General features: G+C 51.7%; 19 protein-coding genes. All 19 read right to left on the bottom strand.

Features of this window, described 5'->3' with window-relative positions; all coding sequences use genetic code 11:
• Nucleotides 1-4: 4 nt before the first annotated feature.
• Entirely contained in the window at nt 5-610 is a 606-nt protein-coding gene (locus J2T14_RS20120) for a TetR/AcrR family transcriptional regulator (protein ID WP_307473596.1), read from the bottom strand.
• Between the two features lie 158 nt (nt 611-768).
• A complete protein-coding gene (locus J2T14_RS20115) occupies nt 769-1,203 on the bottom strand; it encodes a hypothetical protein (protein WP_307473594.1) in 435 nt (144 codons plus the stop codon).
• On the bottom strand, nt 1,203-2,264 hold the full coding sequence (gene hisC, locus J2T14_RS20110) for a histidinol-phosphate transaminase (RefSeq protein ID WP_307473592.1): 1,062 nt from the start codon (nt 2,262-2,264) through the stop codon (nt 1,203-1,205). The genes J2T14_RS20115 and hisC overlap by 1 nt, the downstream gene beginning before the upstream one ends.
• 58 nt (nt 2,265-2,322) lie before the next feature.
• Nucleotides 2,323-2,778: a VanZ family protein gene (locus J2T14_RS20105; RefSeq protein WP_307473590.1), complete on the bottom strand. Its 456-nt coding sequence runs from the start codon at nt 2,776-2,778 to the stop codon at nt 2,323-2,325.
• Between the two features lie 12 nt (nt 2,779-2,790).
• The gene (locus J2T14_RS20100) at nt 2,791-3,525 is read right to left on the bottom strand and encodes a metallophosphoesterase family protein (protein WP_307473587.1); all 735 of its coding nucleotides are present in this window, start codon (nt 3,523-3,525) and stop codon (nt 2,791-2,793) included.
• Complete coding sequence (locus J2T14_RS20095) at nt 3,522-4,025, bottom strand: GNAT family N-acetyltransferase (RefSeq protein ID WP_307204749.1); 504 nt, start codon at nt 4,023-4,025, stop codon at nt 3,522-3,524. The genes J2T14_RS20100 and J2T14_RS20095 overlap by 4 nt, the downstream gene beginning before the upstream one ends.
• A gap of 14 nt (nt 4,026-4,039) precedes the next feature.
• Nucleotides 4,040-4,732 (bottom strand): molybdenum cofactor guanylyltransferase, encoded by a 693-nt coding sequence (mobA, locus tag J2T14_RS20090; protein WP_307473585.1) that lies wholly within the window; start codon nt 4,730-4,732, stop codon nt 4,040-4,042.
• Between the two features lie 227 nt (nt 4,733-4,959).
• Nucleotides 4,960-6,633: a glutamine--tRNA ligase/YqeY domain fusion protein gene (locus J2T14_RS20085; protein WP_307473860.1), complete on the bottom strand. Its 1,674-nt coding sequence runs from the start codon at nt 6,631-6,633 to the stop codon at nt 4,960-4,962.
• Nucleotides 6,634-6,777: 144 nt separating this feature from the next.
• Nucleotides 6,778-7,299, bottom strand: coding sequence for a class I SAM-dependent methyltransferase (locus tag J2T14_RS20080; RefSeq protein ID WP_307473858.1), 522 nt, complete (start codon nt 7,297-7,299; stop codon nt 6,778-6,780).
• A 210-nt stretch (nt 7,300-7,509) separates the two neighbouring features.
• Nucleotides 7,510-8,874, bottom strand: a complete 1,365-nt coding sequence (locus tag J2T14_RS20075; RefSeq protein ID WP_307473583.1) for a sodium-dependent transporter — start codon at nt 8,872-8,874, stop codon at nt 7,510-7,512.
• Between the two features lie 99 nt (nt 8,875-8,973).
• Nucleotides 8,974-9,345: a hypothetical protein gene (locus J2T14_RS20070; protein ID WP_307473581.1), complete on the bottom strand. Its 372-nt coding sequence runs from the start codon at nt 9,343-9,345 to the stop codon at nt 8,974-8,976.
• A gap of 205 nt (nt 9,346-9,550) precedes the next feature.
• Nucleotides 9,551-10,096 carry a glutathione peroxidase gene (locus J2T14_RS20065; protein WP_307204744.1) on the bottom strand — a complete coding sequence of 182 codons (546 nt, stop codon included), beginning with the start codon at nt 10,094-10,096 and terminating at the stop codon, nt 9,551-9,553.
• Between the two features lie 170 nt (nt 10,097-10,266).
• Complete coding sequence (locus J2T14_RS20060; protein ID WP_307473579.1) at nt 10,267-11,598, bottom strand: DUF2252 domain-containing protein; 1,332 nt, start codon at nt 11,596-11,598, stop codon at nt 10,267-10,269.
• Between the two features lie 110 nt (nt 11,599-11,708).
• A complete protein-coding gene (locus tag J2T14_RS20055; protein ID WP_307473577.1) occupies nt 11,709-12,185 on the bottom strand; it encodes a CcdC family protein in 477 nt (158 codons plus the stop codon).
• A gap of 136 nt (nt 12,186-12,321) precedes the next feature.
• Nucleotides 12,322-13,305 (bottom strand): aldo/keto reductase, encoded by a 984-nt coding sequence (locus tag J2T14_RS20050; protein WP_307473575.1) that lies wholly within the window; start codon nt 13,303-13,305, stop codon nt 12,322-12,324.
• A gap of 405 nt (nt 13,306-13,710) precedes the next feature.
• Nucleotides 13,711-15,183: a catalase gene (locus J2T14_RS20045; protein ID WP_307473573.1), complete on the bottom strand. Its 1,473-nt coding sequence runs from the start codon at nt 15,181-15,183 to the stop codon at nt 13,711-13,713.
• A 134-nt stretch (nt 15,184-15,317) separates the two neighbouring features.
• A complete protein-coding gene (locus J2T14_RS20040; RefSeq protein WP_307204738.1) occupies nt 15,318-16,124 on the bottom strand; it encodes a response regulator transcription factor in 807 nt (268 codons plus the stop codon).
• Nucleotides 16,109-16,495 carry a Fur family transcriptional regulator gene (locus tag J2T14_RS20035; protein WP_307204736.1) on the bottom strand — a complete coding sequence of 129 codons (387 nt, stop codon included), beginning with the start codon at nt 16,493-16,495 and terminating at the stop codon, nt 16,109-16,111. The genes J2T14_RS20040 and J2T14_RS20035 overlap by 16 nt, the downstream gene beginning before the upstream one ends.
• Before the next feature lie 680 nt (nt 16,496-17,175).
• Nucleotides 17,176-18,624: a cardiolipin synthase gene (gene cls / locus J2T14_RS20030; protein ID WP_307473571.1), complete on the bottom strand. Its 1,449-nt coding sequence runs from the start codon at nt 18,622-18,624 to the stop codon at nt 17,176-17,178.
• Nucleotides 18,625-18,719: the final 95 nt, after the last annotated feature.

Here is an 18,719-nt window from a genome sequence, read left to right as displayed (position 1 = left end):
TTTATCAACCTTCCTTGATCTCCGATGTCCATAGCCGCCAGAGCGATTCCCATAAAAGCCGCTTGCGCTGCTCGAAGAGCGCGCTGTTATAGAACTGATATTCCACGAGCAAACCGTCGATGAAGGCGTATAGTTCGGCGACGATCCGCTGTTCATCCCGGTTCGCGATCAAACCTTCCCTTTGACCCTCTCGTATAATATCGATTATGTGCTCCGATATTCGCTCTTCGTATTGAAGGAAGGAAATCCGCAATTGCTCGCGCAAATGGCGAGGCGGAACGACCATCGTTCGTTTCAAAAACGCTTGGCCGCTCGTTAGATGAGCAAAATCGGTGAAGAAGCCGAATATCCGATAAAGCTTGCGCTGGGCCGGCTCTTCCCGGATCTCTTGCAAGAGCTTGATATAATGCTCCCACTCCTCGTCGATCACTTGCTGCATAAGCTGAAGGAAGAGCTGCTCCTTCGACTTAAAATGAGCGTAGATGGACGGCGTCTTGATGCCTACTTCCTTAGCGATCTGAGACATCGATGCGCCTTCGTAGCCAGACTCCGTGAAATGCGTAAGCGCTGCGAGCTTAATCTTCTCCGGCGTCGTTATGTTATCGGCCATGTTATCACCACTCCTATTCGCCTAATGTTCGTTCATTTCCTAACGAACATTAGGAACCACTACATTTTAGTACAGCGCTCCGGATAAGTCAATCGTATTTCGCATTAAAAAAAGAGTCTAACCAGCCCCTCAATAGGTGGCTGTTTAGACTCTTAGTGTTACACATCATTCGATTTTAATTTACGGTAAAAGAATAAAATGCCATTGGCGATCATCCCGATAAGCGTGCCGCATGCGACCGACACGAGATTTAAGATGAAGAAGAAAAATAAAGCCAGCCCGTCTCCCGTTTCGCCGCCGTCCTCCGGCAGCATGCCCGACACCGCGAAGCCGATCACAAGATTCACGGGAATCCACAGCATTGCAATGAACACCGGAAAGTACCAATGCTTGCCGCGGAACAGCCATATGACCGGAACGGCGAACACCGCCGCTAATAAAAAGCAAATGTAGTAGCTGTAATCGATAATGAACGAGGAGTAATAGGATGCGAAATACACCGCATTCGTGACAAGCGAATAGGCGATGCAAACCAGCGAAGCATTACGCGCCGATCGTTTGAACAACGCATATTTATCCACGGCCGTTTCCATTACTTGCCCACGATTTCCTTAACAGCTTGCAGGAAAGCATCCATTTCCTCATCCGTTCCGATACTGATACGCAAGTATTCTTCGATGCGCGGCTGCGCGAAGTAGCGCACCAGCACGCCTTTATCGCGAAGCTGCTGGAAGATCGACGATGCCGGCTTGTCCGGGTAAGAAGCGAATACGAAGTTCGTTTTCGAGTCCGTCAACGTGAAGCCGAGCGCCGTCAGCTCGCCGGCCACGCGGTCGCGCGTGCGGATCACCTTCTCCGTCGTTTCCCGGAAATAAGCGTCGTCCTCGAAGGCGGCAACCGCCCCTGCCAAGGCAAGACGATCGATCGTATACGAGTTGAACGAATTTTTGATCCGATTAAGCCCCTCAATAAGCTCTTCGCTGCCAAAGGCAAAGCCGACGCGAAGGCCCGCGAGCGAGCGCGATTTGGAAAGCGTCTGAACGACGAGCAAGTTCGGATATTCCGCGATCAAGCTCACCGCGGATTCGCCGCCGAAGTCGATATAAGCTTCGTCGATAATAACCGCTTGATTAGGATTCGCGTCCAATACAATTCGAATGGCATCCAACGACATCAGCTTGGCGGTCGGCGCATTCGGGTTAGGCAGAATGACTCCTCCGTTCTCCCTCGCATAATCGGCCGGATGAATCGTAAAGGATTCATCCAGCGGGATTAGCTCCGATTGCAGTCCGTACAGCTTGGCGTACACCTTATAGAAGCTGTATGTAATGTCGGGATATAAAATCGTCTTTGCCGGGTCGAAAAATGCCGCGAAGGCGAACGCCAATATCTCGTCCGAGCCGTTGCCTGCGAACACTCGACTCGCTGGAAGCTTGTAATAATCGGCTGCGGCTTGAATAAGCGATTCGCAGGTCGGATCCGGATATAACCGAAGATCGTCTCCGGCTGCCGCCTTGATGGCCTCGATGACTTTCGGCGATGGCGGATATGGATTTTCATTCGTGTTCAGCTTGATGTACGTTTTATCTTTCGGCTGCTCGCCCGGCACATAAGGGACCAGCGAAGCCGTTAGCGGACTCCAGTATTTGCTCACAGATCAACATTCCTTTCAGCTACTGTGCATGTTTGATTTTAACACGGTTTTTGGATTTTTATTTTGACTTCCGATAAACAAAGAGCATGATACTCGTAAAGATCAGCCCAAGCAGCGCCCCGAACGTATTCAGAATGATGTCGTCAATATCGAAGCTGCCCACATGCGCCAGCATTTGAATAAGCTCGATAATGGCAATCCACACGATCGTGAACGCGGCAAGTCTAATCGGTTTCCGATACTTAACGCGGAAGAGCGGGGCAAATATGCCGATCGGAATAAACAATAAGATATTGCCGAATATATTCGTAAACCAAATGCTCCAATTCATATGATGACGGTAAAAAATATATTGTTTAATCGTGTGGAGCGGAACGATATTGTATGAATATCCGCCGCCGTTATAGCGATCGCGGTATAGCAATAAATGGAGCATAATGAAAACATAGATAAGTGCGGCAACCGTTAGCAGCAGGTTGAACAGGATGCTTTTGCTGTAGGCTTGTTTATACACGTTAGTTTCGGATCACCTCGCAGCCGCGTTATTTTTTGATTTGCCGCGCACCGCATAGGTTCTAAAATCGTTCCTGCCCCGGATTTCCAGACCGTTCAGCTGGTAGCCGTTCGAACAGCCCCCGTCAATGCCGACCTTCCCGTCGCCGAACCAAATGTCGGATTTGCCGTGAATATCCCTTGTCTTCGTGTGGCCGAAAACAACCGTCTTGCCGACACGCGTCGGCTGCTTGATGAACGGCTCTTTGATGTACAGAAAGTCGCGCTCCGGCTGCTCCTTCCAATTATCGTAAGCTGGATTCAATCCTGCATGGACGTAGATGAAATACTCATCCTCATGATAAAGCGGCAAGCCGTCTAGAAAATCCAGGTGATGCGAATAAGACTGCTTAACGGTCGACTTCATCCGGGACAACAGCTTATCCATCGACGGATGATCGCCGCCTGCATAACTCTCCGCCGTTTGGCGTCCGCCATGACCGGTGAACTTATAGAGTGCCTGTTCGCTTCGTTCCAGCACAACATCTACGAAACGCTCGTCGTGGTTCCCCTTGATCGCAATCGCGCCATCGTCCCGAACGAGCGAGATGACTTGCTCTACGACATCCTTGCTATCCGGTCCGCGGTCGACAAAATCGCCTAGCAGCAGCAATTGATCCTCTTCCGGCTTATAGCTCATAAGCGAGAGCAGCTCGTTGAACGCGGCATGGCAGCCATGAATGTCGCTAATGACTAATTTACGCTTCATATTTTTCTCCCCATAATCGCAAGATCACGCTCGACACCGTCCAGCTTGGCTACCTTCGGCAACAATCCCCATTGCTCGAAGCCGAACTTCCGCAGCAAGGACAAGCTCGGCTCATTATGTCCGAACACGAATCCAAGCAGCGTGCGGATGCCGAGGCGCGGGCTCTCCACAATCGCCTTCTCGAGCATGATCGAGCCGATTCCCATTGAGCGGTATTGTTCCGCAATATAGATGCTGATCTCTGCCGTTGCCTGATAGGCGGGCCTGCCATAAAACGATTGGAAGCTGAACCATGCCGCAATGCGTCCTTCTATTAGAAGTACCCACATCGGCCTGGAATCCGGAGAATGGTCGTCGAACCACTTTTGCTTGCTCGCAACCGTTGCCTCCTCCAGATCGGCAGTTACCATCCGGCTTGCGACGGTGGAGTTATAAATCTCGACAATGCGCGGCAGGTCGCCTGGCTGAGCATCGACAATTTGGTATTGAAAATCTTTCATCGGCGGTCACCTCGTTACTTGTTATCCCAAGCTGTCATTGAGCTTTTGCTTCCCTTGAAAGGTTGCGCTTGGCCAGCCTCCTCCAGCTCGGAGATATAACGCGCATATGCCTCCGGCGTATTCATATTCATGAAAGCGCTCGACGCTTCTTCTATCGTCGGCGAGACCTCGATCTTCTGCTGCTCCTCCAGCAGGCGCATGAACCGGTAATCGCCGCGCTGCAGCGCCCCTTCGACTTGTGTGTGCAGGCTAGCTTCATAGAAGGCGTGCATCGGCTGACCCGGGGCATGGACAACAGCTGCTCTTTCTCCGGGGCTTGAGAGCAGCGTACTCATCTTCTCCAGCAACGGCTGCGAGATCGACGGCATGTCGCACGCTACAACGAACACCCATCCTTTATCGATCTTCGCCAGCCCTGCATGCAAGCCCGAGAGAGGGCCACAGCCTGGGTAGCGGTCGAACGCGAAGCTGGTCTGAGGCGCTAATTCCGCCAAGGCGGCTCTATATTCGCGTTCGCGCTCAGGCGAGCCTGCCGCAACCGTTACTTTCATGCCGAGTGCGGCAAGTTGGCTAGCAAGCCGGTATAACAGCGGCTGCCCGTTTATTTGCAGCAGCGCCTTGTCCGTGCCCATTCGCGAGCTTTGGCCGCCTGCAAGAATAAGCCCGTGCAGCTGCTGCCGCTGGCGCTGCAGCGATTGATCGGCCATATGTCTGCTCCCCTTCCCGCAGCTTCTTTACTAGTTAACCCGCTTACTAACGGACACATGATCCCTTATTTGCTTAGCTTCGATTCGTACAATTAACGGCATTGGTGCCCGCAACAATGCGGTAATGGTTGCATTAGCGGGAAATAAGGGCTTCTATGTCCGTAGCACGGCTGAAAAATAACACAGCCTGCTTCGCAATTATGCTCGGCAGGCTGCAATGTGTCGTATTAAGCTTTAGCCTTGTCGAAGGAGCTCTTTAAGGAAACGATACGGTTGAAGGCCAGCTTCTCCGGCGTCGTGTCCTTCGGATCGACATTGAAGTAGCCGTGGCGGAAAATTTGGAACTTGTCGCCACCCGTCGCATCCTTCATATTCGGCTCAACAAAGCCTTGCAGCACTTCAAGCGAATTCGGATTGATACATTCGAGGAAAGGCTTGCCTTCCTCCTCGGCTTCATTCGTAATGAGCGGCTCATAGAGACGGAAATCGGCGGCAACGGCTTGCGACGCCTCCACCCAATGAATAGTCCCCTTCACCTTGCGCTCATTGAAGCCGGTACCGCTTTTCGTACGAGGGTCGTACGTGCAGCGAAGCTCGATTACATGACCGTCTGCATCCTTTATTGCCTCTTGGCAAGTAATGAAGTACGCATTTTTCAGACGCACTTCGTTGCCAGGGAACAGGCGGAAGTATTTGCTGGGCGGATTTTCCATAAAATCGTCTTGCTCGATATAGATTTCGCGCGAGAACGGAATTTGACGTTCGCCCATCGCCTCATTCTCGCTATTGTTCTCAGCCGTCAACAGCTCCGATTGCCCTTCCGGGTAATTCGTGATAACGACTTTAAGCGGCTTGAGGACCGCCATCGTGCGGAGCGCTTTAAGTTTCAAATCCTCGCGGATGAAGTGCTCCAAATTCCGTTCGTCGACGATGCTGTTGCTCTTCGCTACGCCGATCTCGCGGCAGAATGCCCGAAGCGATTCCGGCGTATAGCCTTTGCGGCGCAGTCCGCTGATCGTCGGCATTCGGGGATCGTCCCAGCCGGCAACGACGCCTTCGTCGACCAGTTGCTTCAGCTTGCGCTTGCTCATTACGGTGTTCGTTACGTTAAGGCGGGCGAACTCGTATTGATGCGGCGTCGCTTCCATCTCGCATTCGGCGATCGCCCAATCATAGAGCGGACGATGGTCCTCGAACTCGAGCGTACAGATCGAGTGCGTAATGCCCTCGATCGCATCGCTTATCGGATGCGCGTAGTCGTACATCGGGTAGATGCACCATGCGTCGCCCGTACGGTGATGATGCGTATGAGCGATGCGGTACAAGACCGGATCGCGAAGCGTAATGTTCGGCGATGCCATATCGATCTTGGCGCGAAGCACCTTCTCGCCATCCTTGAACTCGCCTGCGCGCATGCGCGCGAATAGATCGAGATTCTCTTCCGCGCTGCGGCTGCGGAACGGACTTTCCTTACCCGGCTCGGTCAGCGAGCCGCGATACTCGCGGATTTGCTCGGCTGTCAGGTCGCAGACGTAGGCTTTGCCTTTTTTGATAAGAAGCACTGCGCGGTTGTATAGCTCTTCGAAGTAGTCCGACGCAAAGCGAAGCTCGTCCCACTCAAAGCCTAACCACCGCACGTCCTCTTGGATCGATTCAACGTATTCCGTATCTTCTTTCAAAGGGTTCGTATCGTCAAAACGGAGATTCGTCCTGCCTTTGAATTCATCGGCAAGCTCGAAGTTCAAACAAATCGATTTTGCATGTCCGATATGCAAATAGCCGTTCGGCTCAGGGGGAAAGCGCGTGACGATTTCCTGTACACGGCCGCTCTTTAAATCTTCGACGACGATGTTTTTAATAAAATTTGAGGATGATGACTTCGTTTCCACTGCGTTTTCCATCACGACCAACCTTTCCCTCGGAGAATATATATCCTACTATAATACACAATATCCAGGGAAATTATAAGGCTCACATTTCGATGAAATCCGAGGAGGGGCTAATAAAATCTTATGAGGCGGTCTTTGCTGTCTGCTTACGTTAATTTATTTTTTGGGTGTCGCCGAGAAGAAAAGCTCATGATACAGAAAACATTTTCTGAACCGTTTTATTATATTGCAATCAAAATCGGCATCCCGAAATAGCTGCAAGTATTCTTCTTCATTTCGAATATGTTCGCCGTTATCATACCAATTCATAAACCAGTTGCAAATCGGTTTCTTCTTGCACTTGCAAGGCTCCATCACGACAATCGTTCCCGTCGGTTTTAATACGCGATGAAATTCTTTTAAATAGTTCGCGATTTCAAGTGACGAGATATGATGCAATACTGCAATTATGAGAACGTAGTCGACGGTTTGATCAGCCACGGATAGCTCATTGTTTTGCAATACTTGAAACGTATGATCCGGATACAGTCTTTTGGCGAAGTCGATTCGTTTGGCGTCGGGATCGAGACCAAGATAATAAGACGGACGAAACATGGAGCAGTTCGCTCCTGTGCCGGAACCAAAATCGATAACTGATTTTCCCTCAAATCGAAAGTGGGATAGAACGTGGTTATGGATATATTTCTTGGTAAACCACTTAGGACGAACAAACCAATGGTAAAGTTGAGGAGCGAATTCAATAATAATGGGGATTCACCATCTTTCTCAAGAAGTACGATAAATAATTTGTCCTTCCTTGCGAAATCCCATACTTGAAAATTACAGGAACATATCGGAACTTAACCTATCTTTAAAAACAGCGATTCCTGCTTAAAAACCTCATTCTTGTCAATCAGGCAGCAGCCCCGCCGAATAGAGAAACACGAGCAGGACGAGCAGCGGTGCAACAAAGCGCAACATGAACAGCCACACCTTGAACCACCATGCGTTAAGACCTGCCTCCTCCGCCGCTCCCTTCCATACATATCCTGCAAACAACGTAACGACCAAACCGCAGATCGGCAGCAAGATATTGGACGCGACGAAGTCCATCCAGTCGAAAAACGACTTGCCTCCGAAGGATAAACCCGAATACAGCCCGCCAACCGAGAACGATGACGGCAAGCCGACGAGAAAGCATAGCAGCGTCACTATAATGACGGACGTCCTGCGATTCCAGCCGAACGTATCGCTTGCAAAAGCCACGGGCACTTCGAGCAGCGAAACTGTTGACGTCAGCGATGCGAAGGCGAGTAATAGGAAGAATAGACCGCCGAAAAGGGAACCCAGCGGCATAGCCGAGAACGCCGCGGGCAACGCCACGAATACAAGCCCCGGTCCTTGCGAAGCCTCCAGCCCGAACACGGCTGTCGTTGGGAAGATGATAAGTCCCGCCAGAAACGCGTACAACAGGTCGCCGAATCCAATAGCAAGCGTCGCCGCGCCAAGCGATTGCCTTCTGTCTACATACGAGCCGTACGTCATCATCGCCCCCATTCCTAGCGACAAAGAGAAGAAGGCATGCCCTAGAGCAACGAGCGCCGACTCTGCCGTCAGCTTGCTGAAGTCGGGTCGCAGGAAGAAGGAGACGCCCTCTCCCGCTCCCTCCAGCGTGAGCACCCGAACAACCATGACGAGGAGAAGGATGACAAGTCCGGGAATTAATATTTTGTTGAACCGCTCAATACCGGAAGAGACGCCCAGCCACACGATCCAGCCCGTTAACAGCATCACGACGAATTGCCAGAAGACAATCATCCAGCTGCCGATAAACCCTCCAAAGCGCACCCCGAAGTCGGCATTCTCGAACAGCTTGCCCGTGAAAGAAATAACCGCGTAATGAAGCGTCCACCCCGCTACGATCGCATAGAAGGAGAGAATGACGAAAGGACCGAGAACGGACAAAAAGCCAAGCCCTCCCCATAGCTTGCTGCCGCTCAATCGATAATAGGAGGATGAAGCATTGCCGCGGCCGCCCCTCCCTACTGCAAGCTCAGCCAGCAGGACAGGCAAACCAACCGCCAACAAGCAAATAATGAACAGGAAGAAAAACGCCGCTCCGCCATACAAACCAGTAATATAAGGGAACTTCCACATGTTTCCGAGACCGACCGCGCTGCCGATCGCCGCGAATATAAAGCCCGAACTCGTGAACTTGCCTCTCGATTGGCCGTTATCGCCGTTTGGAGATGAATCCTTATGTAAATCCGTCATATCGCGTCCACCCTCACCCATTAAATAATTACAGGCTGCTGTGGCTAGTATGACCAAGTTGGATAAATCTATTTGCCCCCATAGATCGGACGGCTATTCTTACCGCTCGTTGAATAGGTATCGCCTCGTGCACGTGTAGACGATGAAGTAAATGATGGCGTTAATAACGGCGGCAATGAGGACGAAGATATTATTCACGTTCCCGCCATCTAAAAGCATGATGAGCACGGCCGCCGCGGCAATGTGCAGCACGAGCTTAAAAATGAAACCATGCAGCCGTTCCGACTTGATGAGCCAGTGTATGAGGAAAGATATAGGGGCGCCGAATACGGCGGTCCCGATAAAACAGACGAAAACGACGTAAAATACAGCCGGAAGACTAAAAAACAAAAGCGATATAATCAAAGCGCTTAAAAGCGAAGCCGCAAAAATAGAAACAAGTATGCTGACGAACGTATATAATGGTTTCACTCCGACCACTCCCACCGAGATGTTCAATTATCCGCTTTGAATATTTTTATCCTAACGATTAACCGAGGAAAGCGGCAGTACTAAGTATTGTAGTACCGGAGGAAGGGGCATCTCCAACAGCCGATAAAAAAAACCGCGCCCTGGCCAACGAGAGACCAAAACACGGTTTATTACGAGCAATCACGCTTAGGCGATCTTGCTTCCACTACAGCAGTTTTTCAATATCCGACTTCATAGCCAGCGGCTCATCCGTCGATTCGAACCGTTTTACCACATTGCCCTCGCGGTCGATCAGAAACTTCGTGAAATTCCACTTAATCGAGTTGCCTTCCAAATAATGCGGCAGCTTCTCCGACAAAAACGAATTCAACATTTTGCCGCTGGGCTCGTCCGTATTAAAACCTGCGAAAGGCGCTTGCTCGGTCAGATGCGCGAACAGCGGATGAGCCGTCTCATCGCGTACGTCTGTCTTGGCGAACAACGGGAAAGTCACGCCGTAGTTGATCTGACAGAAGCTTTGAACGTCGGAATTGGCGCCAGGCTCTTGCTCGCCGAACTGATTGCTTGGAAAACCCAATATTTCAAGCCCTTGATCCTTATATTGCTCGTACAGCTTCTGAAGGTCGGTATATTGCGGCGTGAATCCGCATTTGCTGGCCGTGTTGACCACGATCAACACCTTGCCTTTATATTGGTTCATCTTGACCTGTTCGCCTTTAATCGTTTCTAGCTCATACGAAAATACGCTCATTGATAGTCCTCCCATAAGTTAAATTCAATCACTAGCAATTAAATTGTATAAAATATAAATGGTATGAAGGTATCTTACCACGTCGAAATCCGACTGTCAAACGACGTCGATGCCGCCTTTTCTGCGGGGTGGGACAGCAAAGGCCGCCCTCCGGCGGCCTAGCTTCCAACCTATTTGCGGCCGTCCGCCCATTCCAGGAACAGCGCATAGTCTTGCTCCACTTGATTGGCATACGAAATCGCCCACTGAGCTATCGATAGACAGAACGTATCCTCGTCCGCCCCCATCGCCTTGACGATTTCCTGCTCGCTATGGTAAGCGAGAACGCCGCCTTCCACGTCGGCATCCGCACGCGCATGCATCTTGGCAGTCAGGCGGCCCATCGTTTCCGTCACCGACAGCATATCGCCGGATGTCTCCAGAGACTCCAGCTTCAGACGCTTCTTATAAGGCGAGCGCTCCCGTACGTAGAAGTTCCGTTCGCCGATCGTCAAGTAGCCGAGATAAGGGTCCGCTTCATGATGCATCGCCTTCTGCGTCATCGTTACCCGCTTGCCTTGATGCTCGAACTCCGACCAGAACGTCTCGTCATAGGGCATGAAGTACGCCGGCACGGGCACGCGCACCTCCTTCACCTCAAGGACGACGTCATCGCCGCCAAGCTCGCCTTCGCCTGCTTCGATCAGCACATAATAGCGGTCTAGCCCGATCGACGCCGTACCCGAGCCATGTTTCACCGCCATATCCTTAATCTGAAAATGCCGCAGCTCCTCCGCGTCGTCAGCCGCTACCGTAGCGAGATATTCCGGCCAAGCCGCCAGCAGCGCTTCCTTCTCCTCGTCCGTTGGCGGCACAATCTCTTCGTTGTAAGCGAACTGGCGATGCTCCTGCACGAGCGCCGTTACTTTCTCGAGGAAATGCTGATCCTGGCGTTTCTGCAGCTTTTTGAGCAGCTTCTTCACGGGGCCTTCGGCATGCTCAAGATCGATTTGGTATGAGCCCGGATCGTCCTTGCCTTTCGCGAAACGGCGCATTTGCTTCGAGTACCCTTGCAAATAAGTCTCGATCGCCGTAAGCTGGCTGTCGATCGACTGGCTCTTCAAGCGGCATACAAGCGCGATGCTGACCGACATCCGTTGCAGATCATACAGATATGATCCCAGATAACCTTCGTCGAAGTCGTTCACATCGTACACAAGCGCGCCCTTCTCGTTGCGGAAAGCACCGAAGTTCTCGAAGTGCAGATCGCCTTGAATCCACGTCGGACGCTCGGGCGATGTATGATAAGGAAACCATTCGCGGCTTATGTCAAAATAAAACAGGTACGCGCTTCCGCGAAAGAAAGAGAACGGCGTCGCCGACATTTTGCCGTACTTCTCATCCCGCTTGCCGCTCTCCAGCATCATGATCTTGCTATCGAACTCTTGGAAGATCGCGGACAGCGTCCGCTTTCTTAATTTGTTGTGAGTCTGCTTGACTCGTTCCGTCCATTTTGCATCCATGGCTCTCTTCCTTCCTCTTCGAATCTATTTCAACCATTACGCGGCTAATCCTTAGAAGGTTACATTCGACACCGCGAAACAAATTTCCTGTTTTATTTTGGAAGATGGACTCAAGCCCGCTGCAGGCGCAAATATTCCCCTACCATCGCAAGCCGCCAAGGCACGATCATCCCGAACGCCAATAAGTAGAAAATAGCGCCGGTCTGCGGAATCGACATATACTCCTCCACAGCCTGATGCATGGCGAGGCGAATAGCGAATAACGCGATAATAATGACAATGAACGCCTTGGAGCGTCTGACGTAGATGTCCGTTTGCACGCGTTCGAGTCTCGTCGTTACGATAAGCGGGAAGGCGAATAGCAGCAGGCCGGTGCCGAAGGCCGACACCCCCCATAACCAAGGAATATGGGTGATCGGAACAACGAACATCATGAAGCCGGTCGCCATGCCAAGCGGCGGCATGATGATCTTCTTAAGCGTGGTAGGTTTCTTGCCTGCACGCATGCGCAATATAATAAGAGTCGCGCCTGCTATTACGGATACGCAGACGGATAAGAGCTGAACGATGGGCGTAGACCAAAACAACTTGCTTAACCTCCGATTCCGCCCTGTCAAGCGACGGACAATAATGAATTCAGCTCTATTTTACCACATCGGAATGTTGAATTGCTCCTCATAACCAAACAAGCAGGCGCCTCGAATCGCTGGCGCCTGCTTGTTATTAGTAAGACCCGCGAATATGCGGATGAACCTGCTCTTTGTAGAAGACGCGCAGCCGCTCCATCTCCTCGTCGGAGAACGAAGGCACGTTCATAGCCGCAAGATTATCCTCGACCTGGCGCACGTTGCGGAAGCCCGGTATGACGCAAGTGACGGCGACGTGGTCGAGCAGCCAGCGCAGCGATGCGCGCGTCATATTGTCGCGGCCTTCGGCAATCCAGCGGAGATGCTCGGCAAGCTCGACGCCTTTGGCGAAGCCAAGCCCCGCGAACGTCTCGCCTACGTTGAACTGCTCGCCGTTCTCGTTGAACCGGCGATGATCGTCCGCCTCGAACGTCGACGCGCTCGTGAACTTGCCGGTCAGCAAGCCGCTGGCGAGCGGCAGCCTGACCAGAATGCCGACGCCCTTGCGATGCGCTTCATCCAGCAAACTGTCCAGCGGCTTCTGGCGGAAAATATTAAAAATAATTTGCAGCGCCCGCACATTGGGCTGCTCCAAACAGTACAAGCCTTCTTCGGCCGACTCGACGCTGACGCCGTATTCCCGGATCTTCCCCTCCGCCTTCAGCTTATCGAGCACGCCGAACACGCCGCCGTCCTTCAATATCGCAAGCGGCGGGCAATGAATCTGGTACAGGTCGATTCTCTCCCTCTCCAGCCGCTTCAAGCTTGCCTCGCAATAAGCGCGTACCGCTTGCTCGGAATAAGTAGCCGGGTCGTGAATGTCGCCCGCCCGGCAAAACTTTGTCGCTATGTAGATCGAATCCTCTTTGCCCTTCGTCGCCTGCGCAAGCAGGCGTTCGCTGCGGCCGTCGCCGTATACGTCGGCTGTGTCGAAAAAGTTGACGCCCGCGTCCATCGCGGCCGCAAGCGCGGCAAGCGATTCCTTGTCGCTCGTATTGCCCCAAGAGCCTCCGATCGCCCAAGTACCGAAGCTGATCTCACTCACCTTAAGCTCTGATGATCCTAATTGACGGTATTGCATAATAGCCTCCAACCTCCAACGTTTGAAATGACTTCCAATATGGATATGGTGATAGCAGCAATAGCTGCGCTTAAACATAGCCGCAATTCCATTTTACTCCTCCCGCCCTGATGCATGCAAACAGGGAGCCGGCTTGTCGTAAGCCGGCTCCCCTTTATTGTTCTGTATATTTCCATTCGGCGCTATATTGGATTTCTGCAGGAAAAAGGCAATGTTTTAGCAGTTTTCGGGATCTATATTGGTTTTTCGCAATAACTTCAACCCTTTCCTGGCATTTAGGAGGCAAACTGCCCACCTACGCTGAATATGTCCAATATAGGGTGCAGGAATCGACGAATATGCCGGAAATTGTTGCAATTATCCAATATAGACAGGCCCAGCTCACCGGTATTGGTATTACCTAGCTTACCCCCGCGGAATAAACCCGCTGATATCGACGCCTAGCGTCTCCGCCAGTTTCATGCCGAGCGTACGATCCGCGCGGAAGAAATTGCAGATCGCACGCAGCCTGATGTCGTCATTCGTTTGATTAAGCTCATTCGTCAAGTTGGAGATGAGACTGCTTCGCTGCTGCTCGGATAACGAGCGGTAGCGTTCGCCCGCTTGCGTGAAGTCGTCGGTCTTGTCGATCCGCTGACGACCTGCTGCGCCATAGAGCGGCATGCCGGAATCCGCGTAAGCCGCATTCTCCTTCGGGCTGTCTGCCGCGCTGTTCGGCTCATAGTTAACCGGCGACGGATCGGCCTTCATCGTCATCGCGCCATCGCGTTGATGATTGCGTACCGGCGCATAAGGGCAGTTGATCGGAATGTTCAAGTAGTTCGCGCCTAGACGGTACCGCTGCGTATCGGGATAGGAGAACAGGCGCCCCTGAAGGAGCTTGTCCTCCGACGGCTCGATGCCTGGCACAAGCGCGCTCGGCGAGAAGGCCGACTGTTCAACCTCGGCAAAGTAGTTGACCGGGTTGCGGTTCAGAGTCATCGTGCCAACGCGCATTAGCGGATACATATCCTCCGGCCATACTTTCGTCGGATCCAGCGGATCGAACGCATAACGATCGACATGCTCTACCGGCATAAGCTGTACATGCAGTACCCATTCCGGATAAGCGCCAAGCTCGATGGAATCGTACAAATCGCGAGTCGCATGGTTGAAGTCCCGGGCTTGCATGGCGGAAGATTCCTCGGCCGTAAAGTTGCGGACGCCTTGCTGCGACTTCCAATGATACTTCACATAGGCCATCTCGCCGTTCTCGTTGATCCACTTGAAGGCGTGAACGCCGAACCCGTCCATCTCGCGGTAAGTGGCCGGCGTGCCGTCATCCGAGAACAGCCACGTCAGCATATGCGTCGATTCCGGCGACAGCGTCATGAAATCCCAATAACGGGCAGGATCTTGAATGTTCGTATGCGGAGCAGGCTTCAGCGAGTGCACCATATCCGGAAACTTCATCGCGTCGCGGATGAAGAAGACAGGCAAATGGTTGCCGACGATATCATAGTTGCCTTCCTGCGTATAGAACTTAACGGCGAAGCCGCGTGGATCGCGCGCCGTCTCCGGCGAGCCCGTTCCGTTAATAACGGTGGAAAAACGAACGAATACGGGCGTTTCTTCTCCCTCGTCTTGCAGGAAATGCGCCTTCGTATAAGGCTTCATGCTAGCCTCGGAACGGAATACGCCATGAGCGCCTGCGCCCCGCGCGTGGACAACGCGCTCCGGAATGCGCTCGCGGTCGAAGTGAGCCAGCTTCTCGAGCAGATGGTAGTCTTCCAGCAGCGCCGGGCCGCGCTGTCCCGCCGTGCGGGAGTTCTGATTATCGCCAACCGGCGTTCCTTGATTCGTTGTCAAATGATTCGTTGCCGTTGTCGCATCGTTCATAGTATGCACCTCATCGTTAGTGTATTTAGACTAGATCTAAATCTTATACACTAATCATAAGGTCAAGCGTTCCATCTGTCATGAAATCAAAATGAACGGTTCATGAACAATGGATGAAGGATGAAGAGCGGCGTTTAATCCGCTAGCCGGTAGCCGACCCCGCGCACCGTCACGATGTATTTCGGCGCAACCGCGCTATCCTTCAGCTTCTTCCGAAGACTCTTGATATGCACGTCAACCACGTTGCTGCCTCCGTAGAAATGGAGTCCCCACACCGTATCCAGCATTGATTCCCTTGTCCGGACAGAACCGTCCGACGTCAGGAAAAACAGCAATAGATCGTATTCGGTCTTCGTCAAATCTATCCGTTGACCGCCCCGCTCGACGGTCATCTTTTTCTTATCCACTCGAATATCTTTGAAGGTTATGGCCTCTTCAGGCATGCTGCTTGAGCCGGCAGCCGGGCGATTCATAAGCATCCGGTTAATCCGGCTCAATGCCTCATCCGGACTGGCAGGCCATGCGAGCAGCTCCGCTCCGCCAAGCGAAGCGCCGCCCCGATCATCGTAAGAGCGTTGATCCGTTAATACGAGAACGGGAACGCCGGACCGATCGGCGGATTCGATTAATGCAGCGCCGTCCCGAAGCGGATCGCCGTCCCCAAGCCGCGCAACAGGAATCGCATCGTAGACGAGCAGCTCCGGTTTCAAACTCTGGAGCATGCCGGGATCAAAGTCATGAAGCGAGAACACATCGAAGCACTCTGCGGACAAGGTGATTAGCAGGCTTTTGACCCGCTCGGGCAAAGGACTAATAATCATGACGCGCTTGGTTAGCGAACAGAGCATGCCGCTTTGTCCTTCACCGCCCACCGGATACGTCGACGCGCCGGCATCAGCATCTACATCTGCATCCAGACTTGCGATTACTTGATCGCGCATTGGCCGCACACTCCTTCAAGCACGACTTGCGCATGCGCGATTGTATAGTTGGTGGACGATTCTACCGATTTGATCCACGATTCCGGCAATTCCGCCATCACTTCATCCACCCGCCCGCACTTCGAGCATACGATATGCTGATGCTCCTCGGTCCGCGCATCGTAGCGGCTAACCGCTTCTCCGAGCTTCAACTCCCGTATGAGCCCGGCATCGGCCAAGTAGCGAAGTGAATTGTACACCGTCCCGTAGGCGAAGTTGAAGCCTTTGCTGCGCAGCCGCTCAATGACATCGGCCGCCGTAGGATGGTCCTCCGCGTGCTGCACGACTTCATAGATTGCTTTACGCTGTATCGTTAAGTTGATTTTCGTCATCAATGATCACCCTTAATATAAATGATTTTAGACTAAGTATAAATCTATTTTCTTGGATCGTCAATTTTAACGATATTAAAAAGCTATCGTTATTGTACGAATATTCATCGTTAAACCGACTTAATAATCGATAAAACGACTTTTATTGCCTCGGAAATAAGCCTCTTTGTCGAAGAACGGAAATCCAGCCTCCGAGAGCACTTCCTCATCAAGCTATTATCCTCAAAATAATCTGTCGAATTAATTATCAGAATATTTACAAAATTTTAAAAATAGATTATACTTAGCCTATCTCAACCGGATAGGAGGTGCAGCAGCTTTACGAGTCACTTGTCCATCTTGGGAACAACGATCCACACGTCGGTCAAACCTATTTCATAAGAGAGGGGATAGTCCATTGAAGGCTGTTAGCGAAGCATGTCTTCCATAAAAGCGGAGAGGAGTATCCAATCGAAATTCAATTCCAGACATGCGGGGAATCAGAGTCGCCCGTCGTTGATTGATTTTCATTATGAAAGAAATCATCAGGTACTTAGCGAAAGGGATTGATCGGAAAACAATGAATACATGCAGGCAGGGATTGGAGCGTTAAAATAAATTGAATAGCTGTAGCAAGCGCACGTAAAGGGATTCTGGTTATCGTCGATAAGCAGAATCCCTTTTTATGCGTTCGCGCATCCTTATAGAATAGGCGATAACAGCCTTGAGACCGATTCCTTGAACTTATTCATGAGCGGACGAGCCTCATACAGATCTTGGGTTAGCTGCAGGCAATATTGCGCATCCTGATCGAATATGCGTTGCAGCTTGGCAGCCGTCTGCGTATCATAAATAAACGCATTCATCTCGAAGTTGAGCTTGAAGCTTCTTATATCCAGATTCGCGGTTCCGACCGAAGCGATCCGGCCATCGATAACGAGCGTCTTCGCATGAAGGAAGCCTTTCTCGTACAAGATCACCTTCACGCCGCCGGCCAGCAGTTCGCCCAGATACGAATGCGTCGCCCAATAAACGAAGAAGTGATCCCGCTTGCTCGGAAGCATCATGCGTACATCGACGCCCGATAGCGCAGCGATCTTGAGCGCAGTCATCAGGCTTTCGTCGGGGACAAAATACGGCGTCTGGAGGCAGATCGTTTTTTTGGCGGCATAAATCATTTTGATATAGGCGTCCTTGATCTGCTGATATTCGGTATCCGGTCCGCTCGCCACGAGCTGCATGCCGATGCTGCCGATCCGTTCTTTCTTATATGGAAAGTAGTTCTCATCCAGTACGATTTTGCCTGAAGCGGCCAAGTTCCAATCCATGAGAAACTGCGCTTGCATCTGCAGAACCGCGTTGCCCTCAACTCTCAAATGCGTGTCGCGCCATTCGCCAAAATGGACACTCAACCCCAAATACTCGTCTCCGATGTTGAATCCGCCAATATACCCGATCATGCCATCGATAATGGCGAGCTTGCGGTGATTGCGGTAATTGATCTTCATATTGACATAAGGAATGCGCGACGGAAAGAAAGCAGCCTCCTTGCCGCCTGCTGCCCGCAGCTCGGAGAAGAAACGCCGCGGAAGGCTGGAGCTACCGATATGGTCATACAAGAACCGCACCTCGACGCCTTGGGCTGCCTTAGCCGCAAGCGCCTTGACGAGCCTGCGACCCAACTCATCGTCCCGTACGATGTAATACACGAGATGAATATGATGCTTCGCTCCTTCGATGTCGTTCAGCAGAGCATCGAACTTTCGATTGCCGTCCGTGAAGATCTGGACAGCATTGTTGCTTGTTAAAACCGCGAAGCTTGAATTCAAATTCATGTACATCATGTCCTGATACTGCTGCATCGAACTGTCGGCGAATACGAATTCACGGGCTTTAAGCTCGCGCTTCTGACGATCGACCGTATCTTCTATAATGCGCTGATTGACGCCCATCAGCTTGGTCAGCTTACGCTTGCGAATCTTCTGTCCTAAAATTAAATAAAGAGCAAAGCCCAGAACCGGGATGAACAGCAGCACCATTAGCCACGCCCAGGTCGAGCTTGCGTTTCGCCGCTCCAAGAAAATAATCGTGACGGCCATAATAATGTTAAGCAGCGTAATGACCGTTAAGAAATTTTGCATAATTGCCATACATCCGTAGCACCTCAGTCACAAGTAAAAGTTAATGCGATCATACTCCATGCATGATGTATGTTCAAGTCTGAAAGTATGTTACAATTCAAGCG

The organism is Paenibacillus harenae (genome assembly GCF_030812415.1).
In the GTDB taxonomy this organism is placed as follows: Bacteria; Bacillota; Bacilli; order Paenibacillales; family Paenibacillaceae; genus Pristimantibacillus; species Pristimantibacillus harenae_A.
Note: the sequence above shows the minus strand (reverse complement) of the source record. Positions and strands in the feature narration are given on the sequence as shown.

What these genes read in the sequence shown, in the direction of transcription:
- J2T14_RS20120 (WP_307473596.1), bottom strand. Translation starts at nt 610, where the DNA reads ATGGCCGATAACATAACGACGCCGGAGAAGATTAAGCTCGCAGCGCTT.
- J2T14_RS20115 (WP_307473594.1), bottom strand. Translation starts at nt 1,203, where the DNA reads ATGGAAACGGCCGTGGATAAATATGCGTTGTTCAAACGATCGGCGCGT.
- J2T14_RS20100 (WP_307473587.1), bottom strand. Translation starts at nt 3,525, where the DNA reads ATGAAGCGTAAATTAGTCATTAGCGACATTCATGGCTGCCATGCCGCG.
- J2T14_RS20095 (WP_307204749.1), bottom strand. Translation starts at nt 4,025, where the DNA reads ATGAAAGATTTTCAATACCAAATTGTCGATGCTCAGCCAGGCGACCTG.
- mobA (WP_307473585.1), bottom strand. Translation starts at nt 4,732, where the DNA reads ATGGCCGATCAATCGCTGCAGCGCCAGCGGCAGCAGCTGCACGGGCTT.
- J2T14_RS20085 (WP_307473860.1), bottom strand. Translation starts at nt 6,633, where the DNA reads ATGGAAAACGCAGTGGAAACGAAGTCATCATCCTCAAATTTTATTAAA.
- J2T14_RS20075 (WP_307473583.1), bottom strand. Translation starts at nt 8,874, where the DNA reads ATGACGGATTTACATAAGGATTCATCTCCAAACGGCGATAACGGCCAA.
- J2T14_RS20065 (WP_307204744.1), bottom strand. Translation starts at nt 10,096, where the DNA reads ATGAGCGTATTTTCGTATGAGCTAGAAACGATTAAAGGCGAACAGGTC.
- J2T14_RS20060 (WP_307473579.1), bottom strand. Translation starts at nt 11,598, where the DNA reads ATGGATGCAAAATGGACGGAACGAGTCAAGCAGACTCACAACAAATTA.
- J2T14_RS20050 (WP_307473575.1), bottom strand. Translation starts at nt 13,305, where the DNA reads ATGCAATACCGTCAATTAGGATCATCAGAGCTTAAGGTGAGTGAGATC.
- J2T14_RS20045 (WP_307473573.1), bottom strand. Translation starts at nt 15,183, where the DNA reads ATGAACGATGCGACAACGGCAACGAATCATTTGACAACGAATCAAGGA.
- J2T14_RS20040 (WP_307204738.1), bottom strand. Translation starts at nt 16,124, where the DNA reads ATGCGCGATCAAGTAATCGCAAGTCTGGATGCAGATGTAGATGCTGAT.
- J2T14_RS20035 (WP_307204736.1), bottom strand. Translation starts at nt 16,495, where the DNA reads ATGACGAAAATCAACTTAACGATACAGCGTAAAGCAATCTATGAAGTC.
- cls (WP_307473571.1), bottom strand. Translation starts at nt 18,624, where the DNA reads ATGGCAATTATGCAAAATTTCTTAACGGTCATTACGCTGCTTAACATT.